The sequence below is a fragment of the Saccharicrinis fermentans DSM 9555 = JCM 21142 genome (assembly GCF_000517085.1).
GTDB lineage: Bacteria > Bacteroidota > Bacteroidia > Bacteroidales > Marinilabiliaceae > Saccharicrinis > Saccharicrinis fermentans.
In genome coordinates, this window is record NZ_KI912107.1 from 1,497,734 (window position 1) to 1,512,475 (window position 14,742).

At 35.4% G+C, this 14,742-nt stretch carries 12 protein-coding genes and 1 pseudogene; 9 read left to right on the top strand and 4 right to left on the bottom strand.

The window, feature by feature from the left end:
* Nucleotides 1-22 precede the first annotated feature (22 nt).
* The 9 genes and pseudogenes from CYTFE_RS25240 to uvrA all read left to right on the top strand — a co-directional run bounded on the left by CYTFE_RS25240 (nucleotide 23) and on the right by uvrA (nucleotide 11,135).
* Nucleotides 23-373, top strand: a complete 351-nt coding sequence (locus CYTFE_RS25240; RefSeq protein WP_044212288.1) for a helix-turn-helix domain-containing protein — start codon at nucleotides 23-25, stop codon at nucleotides 371-373.
* A 101-nt stretch (nucleotides 374-474) separates the two neighbouring features.
* Complete coding sequence (locus CYTFE_RS0106040) at nucleotides 475-1,167, top strand: hypothetical protein (RefSeq protein ID WP_027471077.1); 693 nt, start codon at nucleotides 475-477, stop codon at nucleotides 1,165-1,167.
* Between the two features lie 484 nt (nucleotides 1,168-1,651).
* Nucleotides 1,652-2,233 carry a TetR/AcrR family transcriptional regulator gene (locus CYTFE_RS0106045; RefSeq protein WP_200871242.1) on the top strand — a complete coding sequence of 194 codons (582 nt, stop codon included), beginning with the start codon at nucleotides 1,652-1,654 and terminating at the stop codon, nucleotides 2,231-2,233.
* Between the two features lie 76 nt (nucleotides 2,234-2,309).
* Nucleotides 2,310-3,122 (top strand): type 1 glutamine amidotransferase domain-containing protein, encoded by an 813-nt coding sequence (locus tag CYTFE_RS0106050; protein WP_027471079.1) that lies wholly within the window; start codon nucleotides 2,310-2,312, stop codon nucleotides 3,120-3,122.
* Nucleotides 3,123-3,294: 172 nt separating this feature from the next.
* Nucleotides 3,295-3,983: pseudogene (locus CYTFE_RS25245) on the top strand (oxidoreductase).
* 159 nt (nucleotides 3,984-4,142) lie between these two features.
* Complete coding sequence (locus tag CYTFE_RS0106060; protein ID WP_027471080.1) at nucleotides 4,143-5,303, top strand: iron-containing alcohol dehydrogenase; 1,161 nt, start codon at nucleotides 4,143-4,145, stop codon at nucleotides 5,301-5,303.
* A gap of 239 nt (nucleotides 5,304-5,542) precedes the next feature.
* A complete protein-coding gene (locus tag CYTFE_RS0106065; RefSeq protein ID WP_027471081.1) occupies nucleotides 5,543-7,186 on the top strand; it encodes an ArnT family glycosyltransferase in 1,644 nt (547 codons plus the stop codon).
* A gap of 18 nt (nucleotides 7,187-7,204) precedes the next feature.
* A complete protein-coding gene (locus CYTFE_RS0106070) occupies nucleotides 7,205-8,140 on the top strand; it encodes a glycosyltransferase family 2 protein (RefSeq protein ID WP_027471082.1) in 936 nt (311 codons plus the stop codon).
* Between the two features lie 196 nt (nucleotides 8,141-8,336).
* On the top strand, nucleotides 8,337-11,135 hold the full coding sequence (uvrA, locus tag CYTFE_RS0106075) for an excinuclease ABC subunit UvrA (RefSeq protein WP_044262621.1): 2,799 nt from the start codon (nucleotides 8,337-8,339) through the stop codon (nucleotides 11,133-11,135).
* 132 nt (nucleotides 11,136-11,267) lie between these two features.
* Here uvrA and CYTFE_RS0106080 read toward each other — a convergent pair whose 3' ends face one another.
* The 4 genes from CYTFE_RS0106080 to CYTFE_RS0106095 all read right to left on the bottom strand — a co-directional run bounded on the left by CYTFE_RS0106080 (nucleotide 11,268) and on the right by CYTFE_RS0106095 (nucleotide 14,679).
* The gene (locus tag CYTFE_RS0106080; RefSeq protein WP_044212290.1) at nucleotides 11,268-11,726 is read right to left on the bottom strand and encodes a hypothetical protein; all 459 of its coding nucleotides are present in this window, start codon (nucleotides 11,724-11,726) and stop codon (nucleotides 11,268-11,270) included.
* Between the two features lie 21 nt (nucleotides 11,727-11,747).
* Nucleotides 11,748-12,686, bottom strand: a complete 939-nt coding sequence (locus CYTFE_RS0106085) for a hypothetical protein (protein ID WP_027471085.1) — start codon at nucleotides 12,684-12,686, stop codon at nucleotides 11,748-11,750.
* Between the two features lie 259 nt (nucleotides 12,687-12,945).
* Nucleotides 12,946-13,932 carry a dihydroorotate dehydrogenase-like protein gene (locus CYTFE_RS0106090; protein ID WP_027471086.1) on the bottom strand — a complete coding sequence of 329 codons (987 nt, stop codon included), beginning with the start codon at nucleotides 13,930-13,932 and terminating at the stop codon, nucleotides 12,946-12,948.
* 75 nt (nucleotides 13,933-14,007) lie between these two features.
* Nucleotides 14,008-14,679, bottom strand: a complete 672-nt coding sequence (locus tag CYTFE_RS0106095; protein ID WP_027471087.1) for a YggS family pyridoxal phosphate-dependent enzyme — start codon at nucleotides 14,677-14,679, stop codon at nucleotides 14,008-14,010.
* Nucleotides 14,680-14,742 lie beyond the last annotated feature (63 nt).

Consider the following 14,742-nt stretch of genomic DNA (forward strand, 5'->3'; position numbering starts at 1 on the left):
GCATTTTCAATGATAAATGACTATGTTAAAATATAACTTTAGAAGAATATTTAGGGCTCGGGGTATTGAAAAGCCACATGCTTACCTTCGTAAAGCAGGCTTTTCGGTGAACTTTGCCACCAAGGTGAAAAACAATAATATTAAACGCCTGGACTTAAAAGAGCTTGAGAAATTATGTTTATTACTGCGCTGTACCCCCAATGATTTTATGGAATGGATGCCGGATCCTAATACTGAGTTGTCTGAAAAACATCCCATGAATGATTTGAAAAAACCTGCAAATGAGGTCGATTTTGTTAAAACATTGAGCGAGGTACCTCTGGGAAAATTGGAAGAGTTGAATCGCCTCTTAAAGGAGCATCTCGGAAAGTAAAGCGAGAATGATTGACTGATGTCAATAAAGATTTTTAGTATTAATTCTTGAATAGTTTTGTGATTCATATAACTGAATACAAAACACTTGATAATTATTTTATGAAGAACATAATCCACATCATTAAATACAACTTAAAAATTATATTCGGCAATCGTTTTGTCTATTTTTTAGGGGCATCACTTATTTTTTACCTTCTTTTTACGGGCATAGCTTTGTTCTCGGGTGATATGATTTCCGTGGAAGATGTTTATTATCAATTGATATTTCCAGGTATATTGTTGATTTTTTTTCCCACTGCTTTTGGTATACAAAATGACGAGGATGCAAGAATTTTAGAAATACTTTTTGGTATACCTAACTATCGTTATAAGGTCTGGTTAGTGCGCCTGTCCATCATATTTGTCATGGTATTTGTTGTAGTAACCATATTGGCTTTTCTTAATAATTACCTATTAGTTGAGTTACCTGTGCTTGAGATGGGTGTGCAACTGATGACTGTGCTTATATTATTTGGTACACTGGGCTTTTTATTTAGTACCATGGTGAAAAATGGTAATGGTACAGCCGTGGTGATGGTTATTGTTGGCCTGGCTCTTTGGTTTTTGCATGGATTCATGGGGGTTTCTAAATGGAATGTTTTTCTAAATCCGTTTCTAACACCTACTAATATTAGTGAGTCAGTGTTTCAGACTATGTTATTTCAAAACAGACTAATAATTGTAGCTGTTTCTGTGGTGTCTGTTCTTTGGGGACTGATTAACTTACAAGGGAGAGAAGGGTTCATTAAATAATGTGTTGTATATACCGTGGGTTAGGATGTAGAACAGAATGCAGATGGTATGTATTTATTATTTGGCCGATGCAAAAGCAGTGATGTGAATCACCGACAATGACTTAGTGCTGTATTTTCTGAAATCGTATCATACAACAGTGATTGTAATGCGCATCTAGCTGATCTTTTGTCGCATTGTTATAAAAAGTATAACAGTTGTCTGAATTTTTCAGAAAACTCCAACCAATTCCAATGGAACCTTGAGAATCCTAACTCATAAATTGATATTTAGCATTGTGCTTTTTTCTTTCGCAATATGTAGCAGACCGTATACTTATTTTGTTTGCCATAATCTTTATGGTAAAATGAAATATCAATTATAATCTTAATGATATTTGTTAGTGAACGTTCATTCTTTTATATATCTTTGCCAACTGAAATAAGTTTGATAAAAAAGATAACATTTTTATTTAATAAGAAATAAAATCTATTGAAAGTATAGTATGATGGCAAAACTTCAGAAAAGTATCGATAAGCAAAGAGCTTTATTAGAAGCAACCTTAAATCTTATCAACAATGGAGGTATTCAAGAAGCTTCTATGGCAAAGATTGCGAAGCTTGCAAGGGTTTCGCCAGCCACTATATATTTATATTTTGAGAACAAAAGAGATTTGGTTAATAAATTATATCTTGAGGTTAAAGGATCGTTTACTGAAAAAGCATTTGAAGGATATGAGGTGAAAAATCCTGTAAAAAAAAGTTTTGAACAAATTTGGTTTAATATGGCAGCATTTAAACTAAGGCATAAAGAAAAAGCGTCTTTTTTATCGCAATGTGACAATATACCTCTGATTGATGAACAAACAAGACAAGAAGGGCTTAAGCATTTACAGCCCCTGTTCGATTTATGGTTACGGGGACAAAAAGAAGGGATTATTAAAAGTTTTTCTCCTCATTTATTGTATGCTTATACCATATATCCAATGGCTTTTCTTATGAATGCGCAATGTAGAGGGACTTTTCAAATAAATAAAAAGGTATTGCAGGAAGCTTTTCAAGCTGCCTGGGATAGTATAAAGGTGTAAACCTTTTTTTTAGCTAATTTTAAGAATGAACATTCATTTATAAATATCCATAGTAATAAGTTAAAATCATATAGAAATGAAAAAAATTTCAATAGTAGTATTAGTCTTTGCTTTATTCTCTTCATGCAATAGTGGTTCAAAAGGTAGTAAAGTTACTGAGCAAGAAGCAAGTACTAAATCAGAAAGTAACACAACAATTAAAAATGTATTGTTTGTATTAACGAGTCACGATGAATTAGGAAATACAGGACATAAAACAGGGTTTTGGATTGAAGAATTCGCGACACCATATTATTTTTTGAAAGACCATGGTGTTAAAATAACCATTGCTTCACCTAAAGGAGGTCAACCGCCCATTGACCCAAGAAGTTCATCTCCTGATTCTCAAACCCCTGCTACGGTAAGATTCAATGAAGATAAGGAAACCCAAGAAATTTTGTCTAAAACCCAAAAATTAGAAACTATAAATCAGGCTGATTATGATGCTGTATTTTATCCTGGAGGTCATGGACCATTATGGGATTTAGCTGAAGACAAAAATTCTATTGAACTTATCCAGGCATTTTATGCAAATAACAAACCGGTAGGTGCAGTTTGTCATGGCCCAGCCATATTTAAAAATACAAAAAATGCAGATGGTACTTTTTTGGTTGAAGGGAAAAAAGTTACCGGATTCTCAAATAGTGAAGAAGATGCCGTTCAATTATCAAACATTGTTCCTTTTTTAGTGGAAGATATGTTAAAGGAAAATGGAGGTGTTTATACCAAAGGTGAGAATTGGACACCTTATGCGGTTGAAGATGGTTTATTAATCACTGGACAAAATCCAGCTTCTTCAGAATTGGTTGCTGAACTACTATTTAAAAGATTGTTTTCTGAGTCTAACTAAAGTTGGCATCCAAAATGATTGTAAAAGTATAATTCTCCAATGGCTAGATGAATTAATCTGAAATAAAAAAATATCAAAGTACAAAATGGATATCAATAGTAAAAACATACTGACGCCTTTTACATTTCCTGTATCTGGAATAGTAATCCCAAACAAAATTGTACTGGCACCTATGACCACTTTTTCAGGTAATGATGATGGTACAACCACCGACGAGGAAGTAGCCTATTATAAAAAACGAAACGAATCAGCGGGTTTACTTATAACTGCATGTGCTTATGTCATAAAACATGGTAAAGCTTTTCATGGTCAGTTTGGAGCCGACAGCGATGAAATGATTCCAAGTCTTAGCCGCATTGCAGAGACATTGAAAGAAAATGGCGGAAAAGCGATTCTCCAACTTCAACATGGTGGCAGAATGTCGCCACCAGAAGAACTTGTTGATGGTCAAGCATTGAGTGCTAGTGCAGTAGCTGCAGAAAGAGAAGGTGCGCAAGTTCCGAAAGAAATGACTGAATATGAGATTGTTGAAACAATCAAAGCGTTTGGACAAGCAACACTTAGGGCTATTAAAGCAGGTTTTGATGGCGTGGAAATTCACGGTGCAAATACATATCTGATTCAGCAATTTTTTTCGCCTCATTCGAACAGGAGAACTGACAAATGGGGGGAGATCTAATTAAAAGAATGACATTTCCTTTGGCAGTGGTTGATTCGGTAAAGAATGCAGCTGCAAGAGCTGCTCGGCCATTTATGGTGGGGTATCGTATTTCACCTGAGGAAATGGAAAATCCAGGAATTAGTATGGATGATACCATGCAATTGGTAAAAGCACTTGCTGCAAAAAGTAAAAGACCTTAAGCCGGAACAAATACAAACAGAGCTTGGTATTGAAAACCAGGATTTATTGAGCATTCCTATTCCATTATGGAATTTGCTTTTGAATAGAACTGGTTGGTTGCCTTTGAAAGGCAAAAATGACTAAGGCATATAATTTGAACGAAATAAAAATATTAGGATATGAATAATTTTGAATTTAAAAACCCAACAAAAATTATTTTTGGAAAAGATGAAATTGCTAAACTAGCAAATGAAATTCCAGACAATGCTAAAGTATTAATGCTTTACGGAGGTGGTAGTATCAAAAAAAATGGAATTTATAAACAAGTTAAAGATGCACTTTCTGTATTTGATATAGTTGAATTTGCTGGTATTCCTTCTAATCCTGAATATGAAATATTGATGGAGGCTTTGGAAATTATTAAAGCACAAAATATTACTTTTTTACTAGCCGTTGGTGGAGGGTCCGTAATTGATGGAACAAAGTTTTTATCTGCTGCCGCAAAATATGAAGGTGAAACACCATGGGATTTGTTAGCGCAACGAAAACCAGTTTTTAATGGCTTGCCCTTTGGAACTGTACTGACTTTGCCAGCAACTGGTTCTGAAATGAATGGTGGTTTTGTGATTACACGTAGAGAAACAAAAGAGAAATTGGCAACTGGTGGACCGGCATTGTTTCCTCAGTTCTCTATTCTCGATCCACAAGTGATAAGTTCTATTCCTCAAAATCAAATTGCAAACGGACTGGCTGATTCATTTACGCACGTTCTGGAGCAATATATGACTTTTCCAAACCAGTCATTGTTACAAGATAGATTTGCCGAAAGTATTTTGCAAACAATTGTGGAAGTAGCTCCTGTAATTATGAATGATGCAACAGATTACGATGCTGCTGCTAATTTTATGTGGAGCTGTACAATGGCATTGAACGGATTGATTGGACAAGGTGTTTCTCAAGATTGGGCCATACACATGATGGGACATGAACTCACCGCTTTGTTTGGTATTGATCATGCGCAAACTTTGGCAATAGTAGCACCAAGTCATTATCGTTATAATATTGAAAGTAAAAAAGAAAAATTGGCTCAATATGCCGAACGCGTTTGGGGTATTACAGAAGGAACTATAGAGGAAAAGAGCAATGCGGGTATTGAAAAAACTGAGGACTTTTTCCACTCTTTAGGTATTAAAACTAAACTTTCAGAATATACTGAAGATTATGAAAATGCCGCCGGAATTATTGAAAATAGATTTATAGAACGTGGCTGGAAAGGCATTGGTGAGCATGGAAAAGTTTCACCTGGCGATGTAGCCAACATTATTAAGATGAGCTATTAATAATTTATAGTATGACTTACATTTCCTCAAGGGGGACACACCTTTGAGGAAATTTTAGCTTTTTCAAATATCTTTCGCATCCCTTATTAATTTGAAAATAGAATCCGAACAAAATTCAATCCTTAAAGTGTAGTTTTCAACATCGGGATTAGCCGGTTTATTGCGTAGCTATAATTCCGTTGTCGATTAAAGTAATATATTTGTGATTTATTTTTTCATTTAAAAAACATTATCGCAAAATGCACTATAAAAGATTAGGGATTGGTATTTTTATTGCAACCCTCGTTGTTTATATTATAGGTTTATTTCCTGAGGTAGGTATTGATTCAGGAAAGTATGCGGCGGTGAGCCGCATTATGTTTGAGAACGGCGACTGGATGACACCTCAAATTCATGGTCATCCTTATTTGCATAAACCCCATTTAATGTTTTGGTTAAGCAGCCTTTCCTTTCACCTATGGGGCTTATCCTTGTTTGCGTTTAAGTTACCCTCCTTATTGTTTTCCATAGTTAGTGTTGTTGCACTTTACAGAATGACAAAACTATATTATGGTACTAAAACAGCATGGTTGGCTGTATTGATGTATGCCACATCAGAAATGATGTTTCTGTACCATAACGACTTGCATACAGATGCCTTGTTAACAGCCAATATTGTGATAGGAGTATCTTTTTTGGCTTACTATCTTCATAATAAAAGAGCGGTTAATTTTATTTTAGGTTTTGTATTTATTGGTTTGGCCATGATTACCAAAGGTCCTGTTGGGTTGGCAGTTGCTGTTTTTGCAGTGGGAGGCCACTTACTTATGAAAAAAGATTGGAAAAATGTGTTTAATCCGCTTTGGTTATTGGCTTTTCCAATTTTAGCTTTGGTGCTGTATCCTACCTTAAAAAGCAATTATAACAATTTTGGTTGGGAAGGAATCAAATTCTTTTTTTGGTCTAATAATGTAGGAAGGATACAAGGAGAATTTAATAAAGGTGGTTCTGTTGATGGGGACATGAGTTTTTACCTGCATACCATGATTTATATTTATTTGCCATGGTCTTTTTATACCCTCATTACCATTGTAAATCAAATGAAAGGCCTTTTTATAAAAAAGGGAAATGATCGATTTAAGCGTCCCGAGTACATGAGTTATGCCGTTATTGTTGTTTATACATTGATACTATCGGTGGCCAACCAAAAGGCTCCGCATTACTTATATCCCGTCATACCTTTTTTATCGGTTGTTGTTGCTGATTTTGTTTATAAAGGTGTTGTGGAAGACCGAAATAATCGACTGGGAAAGTGGCTGTTGGGAGCACGAAATGTTATGCTGTTTATTATTGCTGCCGTTTTAGTTTTTATACTCACCTTTGTTTTTAAAACAGATCGATTGATCATTTGGATTCCTGTAGTACTTGCAATGGTGGTAACTTTTTATTTTGTTTTGCCTAAACATGAGTTATACAAAAAAATCATTGTGCCTTTAGCGATAGCTTCTATTGCATTGAATTTTGTGCTCAATGCTCATTTCTTACCCACTGCATTTCAATATCACGGTGGAATAAGGGCCAGTGATGCTTATAGTGAACTAGCCAATGAAAACGAAGACCTATACACCTATAAATTCAGACAATTTGAAACTTATTTTTACCCTTCAAAAATATCATCTTGGTATAAAGAAAAAGAAGATTTTGAAAAGGTGATGAATAATAATCATTATTGGGTTGTGACAGATGAAAAAGGAATTCAGGAGATAAAGGAGATGGTGGGTGATCGTATTAGCTATGAAAAGATTTTTCCACATCGCTTAATTTCCCGAATGTCATGGGACTTTCTGAATCCCGCTACACGTGAAAAATCACTAAAAAAAGTATATTTACTAAAAGTAGATTAAGATTATAAAATATATAACATGAAGATATCTGTAGTTATTCCGGTATATAATGAGCAGGGTAATATTACTCCATTGGTAGATCAAGTGTATGAAGCATTAAAGCCATCAAAATACGATTTTGAAACCATATTGATCAATGATGGATCCAAGGATAAGACTGTTGAAGAAATAAAGCAGCAAAAAGGAAAAAATGTTGTTTTAATCGATCTAAGAAAAAACTTTGGTCAGTGTCCTGCTTTAAAGGCTGGTATTGATTATGCTACCGGAGATATCATTGCTACGTTGGATGGTGATTTACAAAATGATCCTGCTGATTTAATTAAGATGATGGAGGTGATGGAAGAGACTGGTTGTGATGTGGTTACTGGCATTAGGGCTAAGCGTAAGGATGGCATGTTATTAAGAAAGATACCTTCTAAGATTGCCAATGCGCTGGTTCGCAAAGTATCGGACACACCTATCATCGATAATGGTTGTGCCATCAAAGTCTTTAAAAGTGAAGTAGCAAAAGACATTCCTTTATATGGAGAGATGCACCGCTTTATTGCTATTCTTGCTATTAATGAAGGTGCAAGGGTGGAACAGATTCCTGTTAATCATAGGGCACGAGTGGCAGGAGAATCGAAATATGGATTGTCACGTACTTTTAAAGTGGTTAGTGATCTGATATTAATGCGCTTTACCAATAAATATGCACAGAAACCCATGCATTTTCTTGGCCCTATTGGAGCTGGAAGTTTTACGATTGGTGTAATTTTGATGTTTTACTTGTTGATTGTGAAATTAATGGGGCAGGATATCTGGGGTAGACCATTGATTTTTGCGGCTATTATATTTCTTTTTGGTGGTTTTCAGCTTATCATGTCTGGTATTACACTGGATTTATTAATGAGAACGAATCACGAATCCCAAGAAAAGAAAATTTATAAGGTACGTAAAAGAGAAGCCATATAGAACCCATATAAGTGGATATTAGGACCTGGATTACACATATTGGAAATGCTACTTGATTCGTGTTTGTCTGCGAATGTTATAGCTTACAGTCATTATTTTCTGTAGGCTATTTTTGTTTTTACATGTATAATTTGCCAGAGCTATCCGGCTTCATGTCTCGTATTTTAATATCTTTGTAGCTTAATTAATTTTGTTTATGGCCAACGCTGTTTCTAAGAACATTCAAATAAAAGGAGCTCGAGTACATAATCTTAAAGGGATTGATCTAGAGCTTCCCCGAAATAAATTTATTGTTATTACTGGTGTTTCCGGGTCTGGAAAGTCATCTCTTGCCTTTGATACACTATATGCTGAAGGACAAAGGCGTTATGTGGAAAGCTTAAGTTCTTACGCCCGACAGTTTTTGGGAAGGATTGACAAACCGGAAGTCGATTTTATTAAGGGAATTCCACCTGCCATCGCAATTGAGCAAAAAGTAAATACCCGAAATCCGCGTTCTACGGTAGGTACTTCTACCGAGATATATGATTATATGAAGCTTTTGTTTGCTCGCATTGGTAAAACAATTTCTCCGATTTCTGGAAATGAGGTGAAGCGTCATTATGTTTCGGATGTGGTCAACTATATTACGGCACATGATGAAAAGAGTAAATTGGTCATTCTGTCCAATATTTATATCCCTCAGGGGAGAAGCTGTGCCGAGCATCTTGAAGTATTGATGAAGCAGGGGTTTGTAAGGGTGGAATACAATGATGCATTTTATAAAATTGAAGATATTCTTCAGGATCAACAATTACTTTCCGCTGGAAAAACATTTCATTTGGTAGTAGATAGAGCCACTGCATCGAAGGGTGAAGATAACCTTTCTCGTTTGGCCGACTCAATTCAAACAGCTTTTTTTGAAGGCAAAGGAGAATGCATGGTTCGTATTTACGTAAAAGATCAAGTGAACACACGCAGCTTCTCCAACCGCTTTGAATTGGATGGTATTGAGTTTGAGGAGCCCAGCGAACATATGTTTACCTTTAATAATCCCGTGGGAGCTTGTCGAAAATGTGAGGGCTTTGGAAGTGTTATAGGTATTGATGAAGATTTGGTGATCCCCAATAAATCTCTTTCTGTCTTTGAGGATGCTGTAGCATGCTGGAAAGGAGAGAAGATGGGTGAATATAAAAAAATGTTGATCTCCGCAGCTCACCGTTGTGATTTTCCAGTACATAAACCATATTATGAACTTAGCGATAAAGAAAGAGCGTTGCTCTGGAAAGGGAATAAGTATTTTCATGGCATAGATACCTTCTTTAAACATGTAGAGGAGCAGCAATACAAAATTCAATTCAGGGTGCTGTTATCTCGTTATCGAGGTAAAACAAAGTGTCCCGACTGCAATGGTACAAGACTTAAAAAGGAGGCTTCGAATGTGAAAGTAGGAGGGAGAAGTATCTCCGAATTGGTACTGATGCCCATCACTGAACTAATGGCTTTCTTTAAACATCTTGAACTTACAAAATATGAAGAAAAAGTAGGTCTCCGTTTACTTAGAGAAATCAATACACGACTAAAATTTTTATTTGAAGTTGGTTTGGGCTATCTTACTTTAAATCGTTTATCATCATCTCTTTCCGGTGGAGAAAGCCAGCGAATCAATCTGGCCACTTCTTTGGGAAGTACATTGGTTGGCTCTCTGTATATTTTGGATGAACCAAGTATTGGCTTGCATTCCAGAGATACTGAATTACTCATTGGCGTGTTGAAAGAATTAAAACGAATGGGTAATACGGTCATTGTAGTGGAGCATGATGAAGATATTATGCGTGCAGCAGATGAGATTGTTGATATAGGACCTGGAGCAGGGCGTCTAGGGGGTGAGGTGGTCTTTAAAGGTAAGTTGGATGATAATGCAAATGCCAACTTGAGTTTGACACACCAATATTTATATGGTGCAAAAAAAATAGAATTACCGGCATCACGAAGAAATTGGAATAATTTCGTGGAAATAGTTGGGGCAAGGGAAAATAACCTCAAAAATATTAATGTGAAAATTCCATTAAATGTTCTTAATGTGATTACGGGGGTAAGTGGTTCCGGTAAATCATCGTTGATCAAAACAGTGCTATTCCCTGCCATAAAGAAGAGATTGGGAGGCTATGCCGATAAAACAGGATCTTTTGATCTATTAGGGGGGGATATAGAACAGATAGCGGATGTGGAATTTGTAGACCAAAACCCCATCGGAAAATCGTCTCGTTCTAATCCTGCAACTTACCTAAAGGCATACGACGAGATACGTAAGTTGATGGCTGCGCAACAAGCATCCAAAATAAATGGTTATAAGGCTTCTCATTTTTCTTTTAATATCGACGGTGGTCGCTGCGAAGAGTGTCTGGGCGAGGGTACGGTGAAAGTGGAGATGCAGTTTATGGCCGATATTGTACTGACATGTGAGAGCTGTCATGGCAAAAGATTTAAGAATGATATTCTGGACGTGAAATACAAAGGAAATAATATTCATGATATTTTAGAGATGACCATTGAACAGGCCATCGAATTCTTTGCCAGCGATGCCACAAATACTGAAAAGAGAATAGTAAATAAGTTACAACCGCTGGCCGACGTTGGCTTGGGATATATAAAAATGGGTCAATCGTCCAGCACGCTCTCTGGTGGTGAAAGTCAGCGGGTTAAGCTGGCCTCGTTTTTAGCTAAGGAAAAAAACGAACCTACTTTATTTATCTTTGATGAACCTACCACCGGACTGCACTTCAATGATATTAAAAAACTCTTAAAAGCATTTGACGCTTTGATAAAAAAAGGGCATTCCTTGGTGATTGTTGAGCATAATATGGAAATTATTAAATCGGCCGATTGGGTGATTGATTTGGGGCCGGAAGGAGGAGACAAAGGAGGATATTTGGTTTTTGAAGGAAAGCCGGAAGATCTGGTGAATGTGGATGCTTCTTATACAGCTCGTTTTTTAAAGCCTTATTTGCAATAGAAAAAAAAGCTGCTCCTCAAGGAACAGCTTTTGTATTTACTATACTATATCTTTTTGACAATTACTAGATCCTCTGTTCTAATTTTTATAGCTATAAATCTGCTATTCAATAACTAGAAGTAGATCTGGGACTTATTTCTTTTTATCTTTTTCTATTCCGAAAAGAACGGCTACACATCCTTTGGTTGTATTTTCATTGTTACTAAAATCGTCCAGTACTTTCAACTTTAGAATTAACATTTGTGTTGTTTCAACAGTGAAATCCCATACATCCGTAAAATCATGCTCCTTATTATCAAAAAGAATATGATTGTCTTTATCAACCAAGCGAAAATGTATGTTAGGAAGACTTTCTATTTTACTGATTGCTACACGGTATTTTTGACCGGCAAAAAACGTTTTATACAATTCTGCTGTTTCACCCGTCCCCAGCACTGTGGCATTATAATTTCCGTCATGGATAAATTCACCTAACTTAACTTTACCAACATTTTTAGCGAAACTTGCACATTGCGCCATACATAAATTTGGTGTCAGATATAGTGCAAATACCAACAGCCCAAGTAAGAAGGCTTTTTTCATTTTTTTCATTTTTTGTTGCAAAGTTGGTAATTACGATATAAATTCACTTCTAATCTCTTTCACTTTCTTCACCAAAGATTCAAATACCTCTTTAGAAATATGTGTCTCTGAATCTGCCTTTATCGTTGTCACTCTATTAGCAGCATCGGTTTCAGATTGAACATTTGAAGTGTTAACTATTTTTACTTGCTCAAAAATGCCTTTTAATTCATTCATCTTAGCATGTAAATATTGAATATCTTCATTCTCGGGATATGATTCCAATAGATTCAGAACGGTAATCAATGAAAGCTTTTGGTAAATAATTCTATCCAATAGCCTTTTGTTGTTTTCCATAGAGCCATTGGTTAATTCAGAGGCTAAATATAAGCCTTCGACCCAGCCTCCCACTAAAACCATTACTGAAATAGCAGGACGGTCATTTTCTTTTAAATAGGCATTGGAATTCATAAAAGTTTCGGAGATTATTTCAAGAACCGCATCTCTGTTGTTCATGTTGTCCTCCAGCTTCTTCATTGTATTTTCGTCAATAGCATCAATAATACTTAAACCTTCTGCCATTTTTTTTGCGCAACCCATATATTTAATGGCGCTTTGCGTTTGATCAAAAAGGCTTGTGTAGCTTAAGTCAGCACTATAGATGCCTAAATTTAATGCCATCTTTAAATTGGTATTGTAATTGGAAATATTTGATGTTGGATTTAAAATCTCCTCGTCATAACGAGCACCAGACCTTTTAATCAACATAGCCGTCTCTAGAGGTGATGGCAAAGAATAAAAAATCAGTTTTGATTTATTAAAATTATCCATTATCTGTGGATCAATATCTTGCTTTGCTGATTCTATTAATTCATCTTGTTCATTGGATGACTTTTTCTGGTCGCTGGATTGACACGATACAATTAATATGCTAACCGCAATAGATAATATTGAAACTGTTTTTGGAAACAGATGAAAAGTTTTTCTCATTTTCGTTAATTTTTAATGCCTCCACCTATCGGGTATATACCAAAAATGTAGACTGTAACTGCTAGGGTTCTTTAAAAGTTTTGATACCAAATGATTTTAAAATAAAAGAATCAACTTACTTTTAAAAAAATATCACCTTAAAAATATTAAATATAATTTAAAAGCAATGTTTATTGTTGGTATTGTTTGATGAAATAACCATAAAAAGCTTCTGATATGCAAATTTTCAAAAGCTTTTTATGTATTTTTTTGATGAATCTTATTCCAGGTTCGAAAAATACCTCATAAATTGAGCTCTTTCGTACATAGCTGGATCTTTTATTTTCCTATAACTCATTAATCCTTGGAATGAATCGATGGACTCAAATTTCTTTTCTTCCATCCAATACGATAATTCATTGAGCATATCTGAAATTACTCCGGCTCCCTTTTGATAAATAGCAGAACAAACCTGCACAGTAGATGCACCTGCTAATAATTGTTTGATAACGGCTTCTCCGTCATGATTACCTGTGGAGGCTGAAATATCTATTTGTTCTATCTTGTCAGATACAATGGCAACCCATCGTAACGATCTTCGGATGTCATCAGGAGTGCTAAATACCGAAGCAGAAGTCAATTTTAACGCATTGATGTCAATGTCAGGCTGATAAAAACGGTTAAATAATACAACGCCTTTAGCACCCAATGCATACAATTTATTTACAACTCCCACAATATTAGCAAAGTTATCGCCTATTTTCATTGAAAAAGGGATGTTTAATACCTTGTTAATATTTTCTGCCACAGAGTAATAAAGACCTTCGATAACAGAGGCCTCAACGTTTTTGTCGCTATTTACCACATGAATATTCAGTTCAATAGCATCGGCTCCTGCTTCTTCTATTTGTTTGGCAAATGAAATCCATTGATTGGACGAAAAACAGTTGATGCTTGCAATTATAGGAATATCAAATTTATTTTTTGCATCAGTGATAAGTTGAAGGTATTCTCCAACGGAATTATTTTGGGTGTAACCAGCAATATAATCCATTGCTTCAGGATAATCAAAACCTTCTCCAGCCTTGATTTCCCTATTAATGTCATGATTAATTTGCTCTTCAAAAAGAGATTTTAGAACAATAGCGCCTGCACCAGCATCCACCTGTTTCTGAATTTTTTCAACGGTATTGGTTAAACCGGAACTACTAACAATGATTGGGTTTTTTAGTTTTAGTCCCAGATAGGTAGTATTTAAACTTGTCATAGACTCTTATTTATTTATCAGAACAAATATAATATTTTTAGATATTTTTTTTCTAAAAACTGCATTTAATCAATATCAATGATAGTTTCGTTGGCCAAATATTGAGCTGCCAATGCGTACCATGGTACTTCCTTGTTGAATAGCTATCTTGTAATCGCCTGACATTCCCATTGATATCTCTTTGAAATTAGGATGGCAGTTAAAATACTTCTTTTGGAGTTGGTCAAAAATATTTGTCAACATCGAAAATTCCCTTGCTACCTGTTCATTATTATCTGTGTTGGTAGCCATGCCCATTACTCCACAAATCTCAATATGTTCAAATTTTTCGATGGTATTATCTTCTATTAACGCATCTACTTCATTAATGGAGAACCCAAATTTACTGTCCTCTTCGGCTATGTGAAATTGTAGCAGACATTTTATAATTCTATTATTCTTTTGGGCCTCTTTATTAATGGTAGATAAAAGCTTCAGTGAATCCACTCCGTGTAATAGACTCACAAATGGAGCAATGTATTTTACCTTATTGCTTTGCAGATGGCCAATAAAATGCCATTGAATGTCTTTGGGCAGTTCTTCGTATTTTTTGGTTAAATCTTGTACTTTGTTTTCTCCAAAAATCCGCTGCCCGGCATCATAAGCTTCCATTATATCGCTATTGGGCTTTGTTTTGGATACAGCTACCAGTGTTACTGAATCGGGTAGGGAGGATTTAATGTTGTTTAGATTCTCTGCAATTGCCATGGATATCGTTTTTTTAGCACCACAAAAATATCAATAAAAAAAGAGATTGCCTATCTATTGCAA

Coding starts and splice junctions, on each gene's coding strand:
- CYTFE_RS25240 (WP_044212288.1), top strand. CDS start 23: ATGTTAAAATATAACTTTAGAAGAATATTTAGGGCTCGGGGTATTGAA.
- CYTFE_RS0106070 (WP_027471082.1), top strand. CDS start 7,205: ATGAAGATATCTGTAGTTATTCCGGTATATAATGAGCAGGGTAATATT.
- CYTFE_RS0106095 (WP_027471087.1), bottom strand. CDS start 14,679: ATGGCAATTGCAGAGAATCTAAACAACATTAAATCCTCCCTACCCGAT.
- CYTFE_RS0106080 (WP_044212290.1), bottom strand. CDS start 11,726: ATGAAAAAAATGAAAAAAGCCTTCTTACTTGGGCTGTTGGTATTTGCA.
- CYTFE_RS0106050 (WP_027471079.1), top strand. CDS start 2,310: ATGAAAAAAATTTCAATAGTAGTATTAGTCTTTGCTTTATTCTCTTCA.
- CYTFE_RS0106040 (WP_027471077.1), top strand. CDS start 475: ATGAAGAACATAATCCACATCATTAAATACAACTTAAAAATTATATTC.
- uvrA (WP_044262621.1), top strand. CDS start 8,337: ATGGCCAACGCTGTTTCTAAGAACATTCAAATAAAAGGAGCTCGAGTA.
- CYTFE_RS0106045 (WP_200871242.1), top strand. CDS start 1,652: ATGATGGCAAAACTTCAGAAAAGTATCGATAAGCAAAGAGCTTTATTA.
- CYTFE_RS0106065 (WP_027471081.1), top strand. CDS start 5,543: ATGCACTATAAAAGATTAGGGATTGGTATTTTTATTGCAACCCTCGTT.
- CYTFE_RS0106085 (WP_027471085.1), bottom strand. CDS start 12,686: ATGAGAAAAACTTTTCATCTGTTTCCAAAAACAGTTTCAATATTATCT.
- CYTFE_RS0106090 (WP_027471086.1), bottom strand. CDS start 13,932: ATGACAAGTTTAAATACTACCTATCTGGGACTAAAACTAAAAAACCCA.
- CYTFE_RS0106060 (WP_027471080.1), top strand. CDS start 4,143: ATGAATAATTTTGAATTTAAAAACCCAACAAAAATTATTTTTGGAAAA.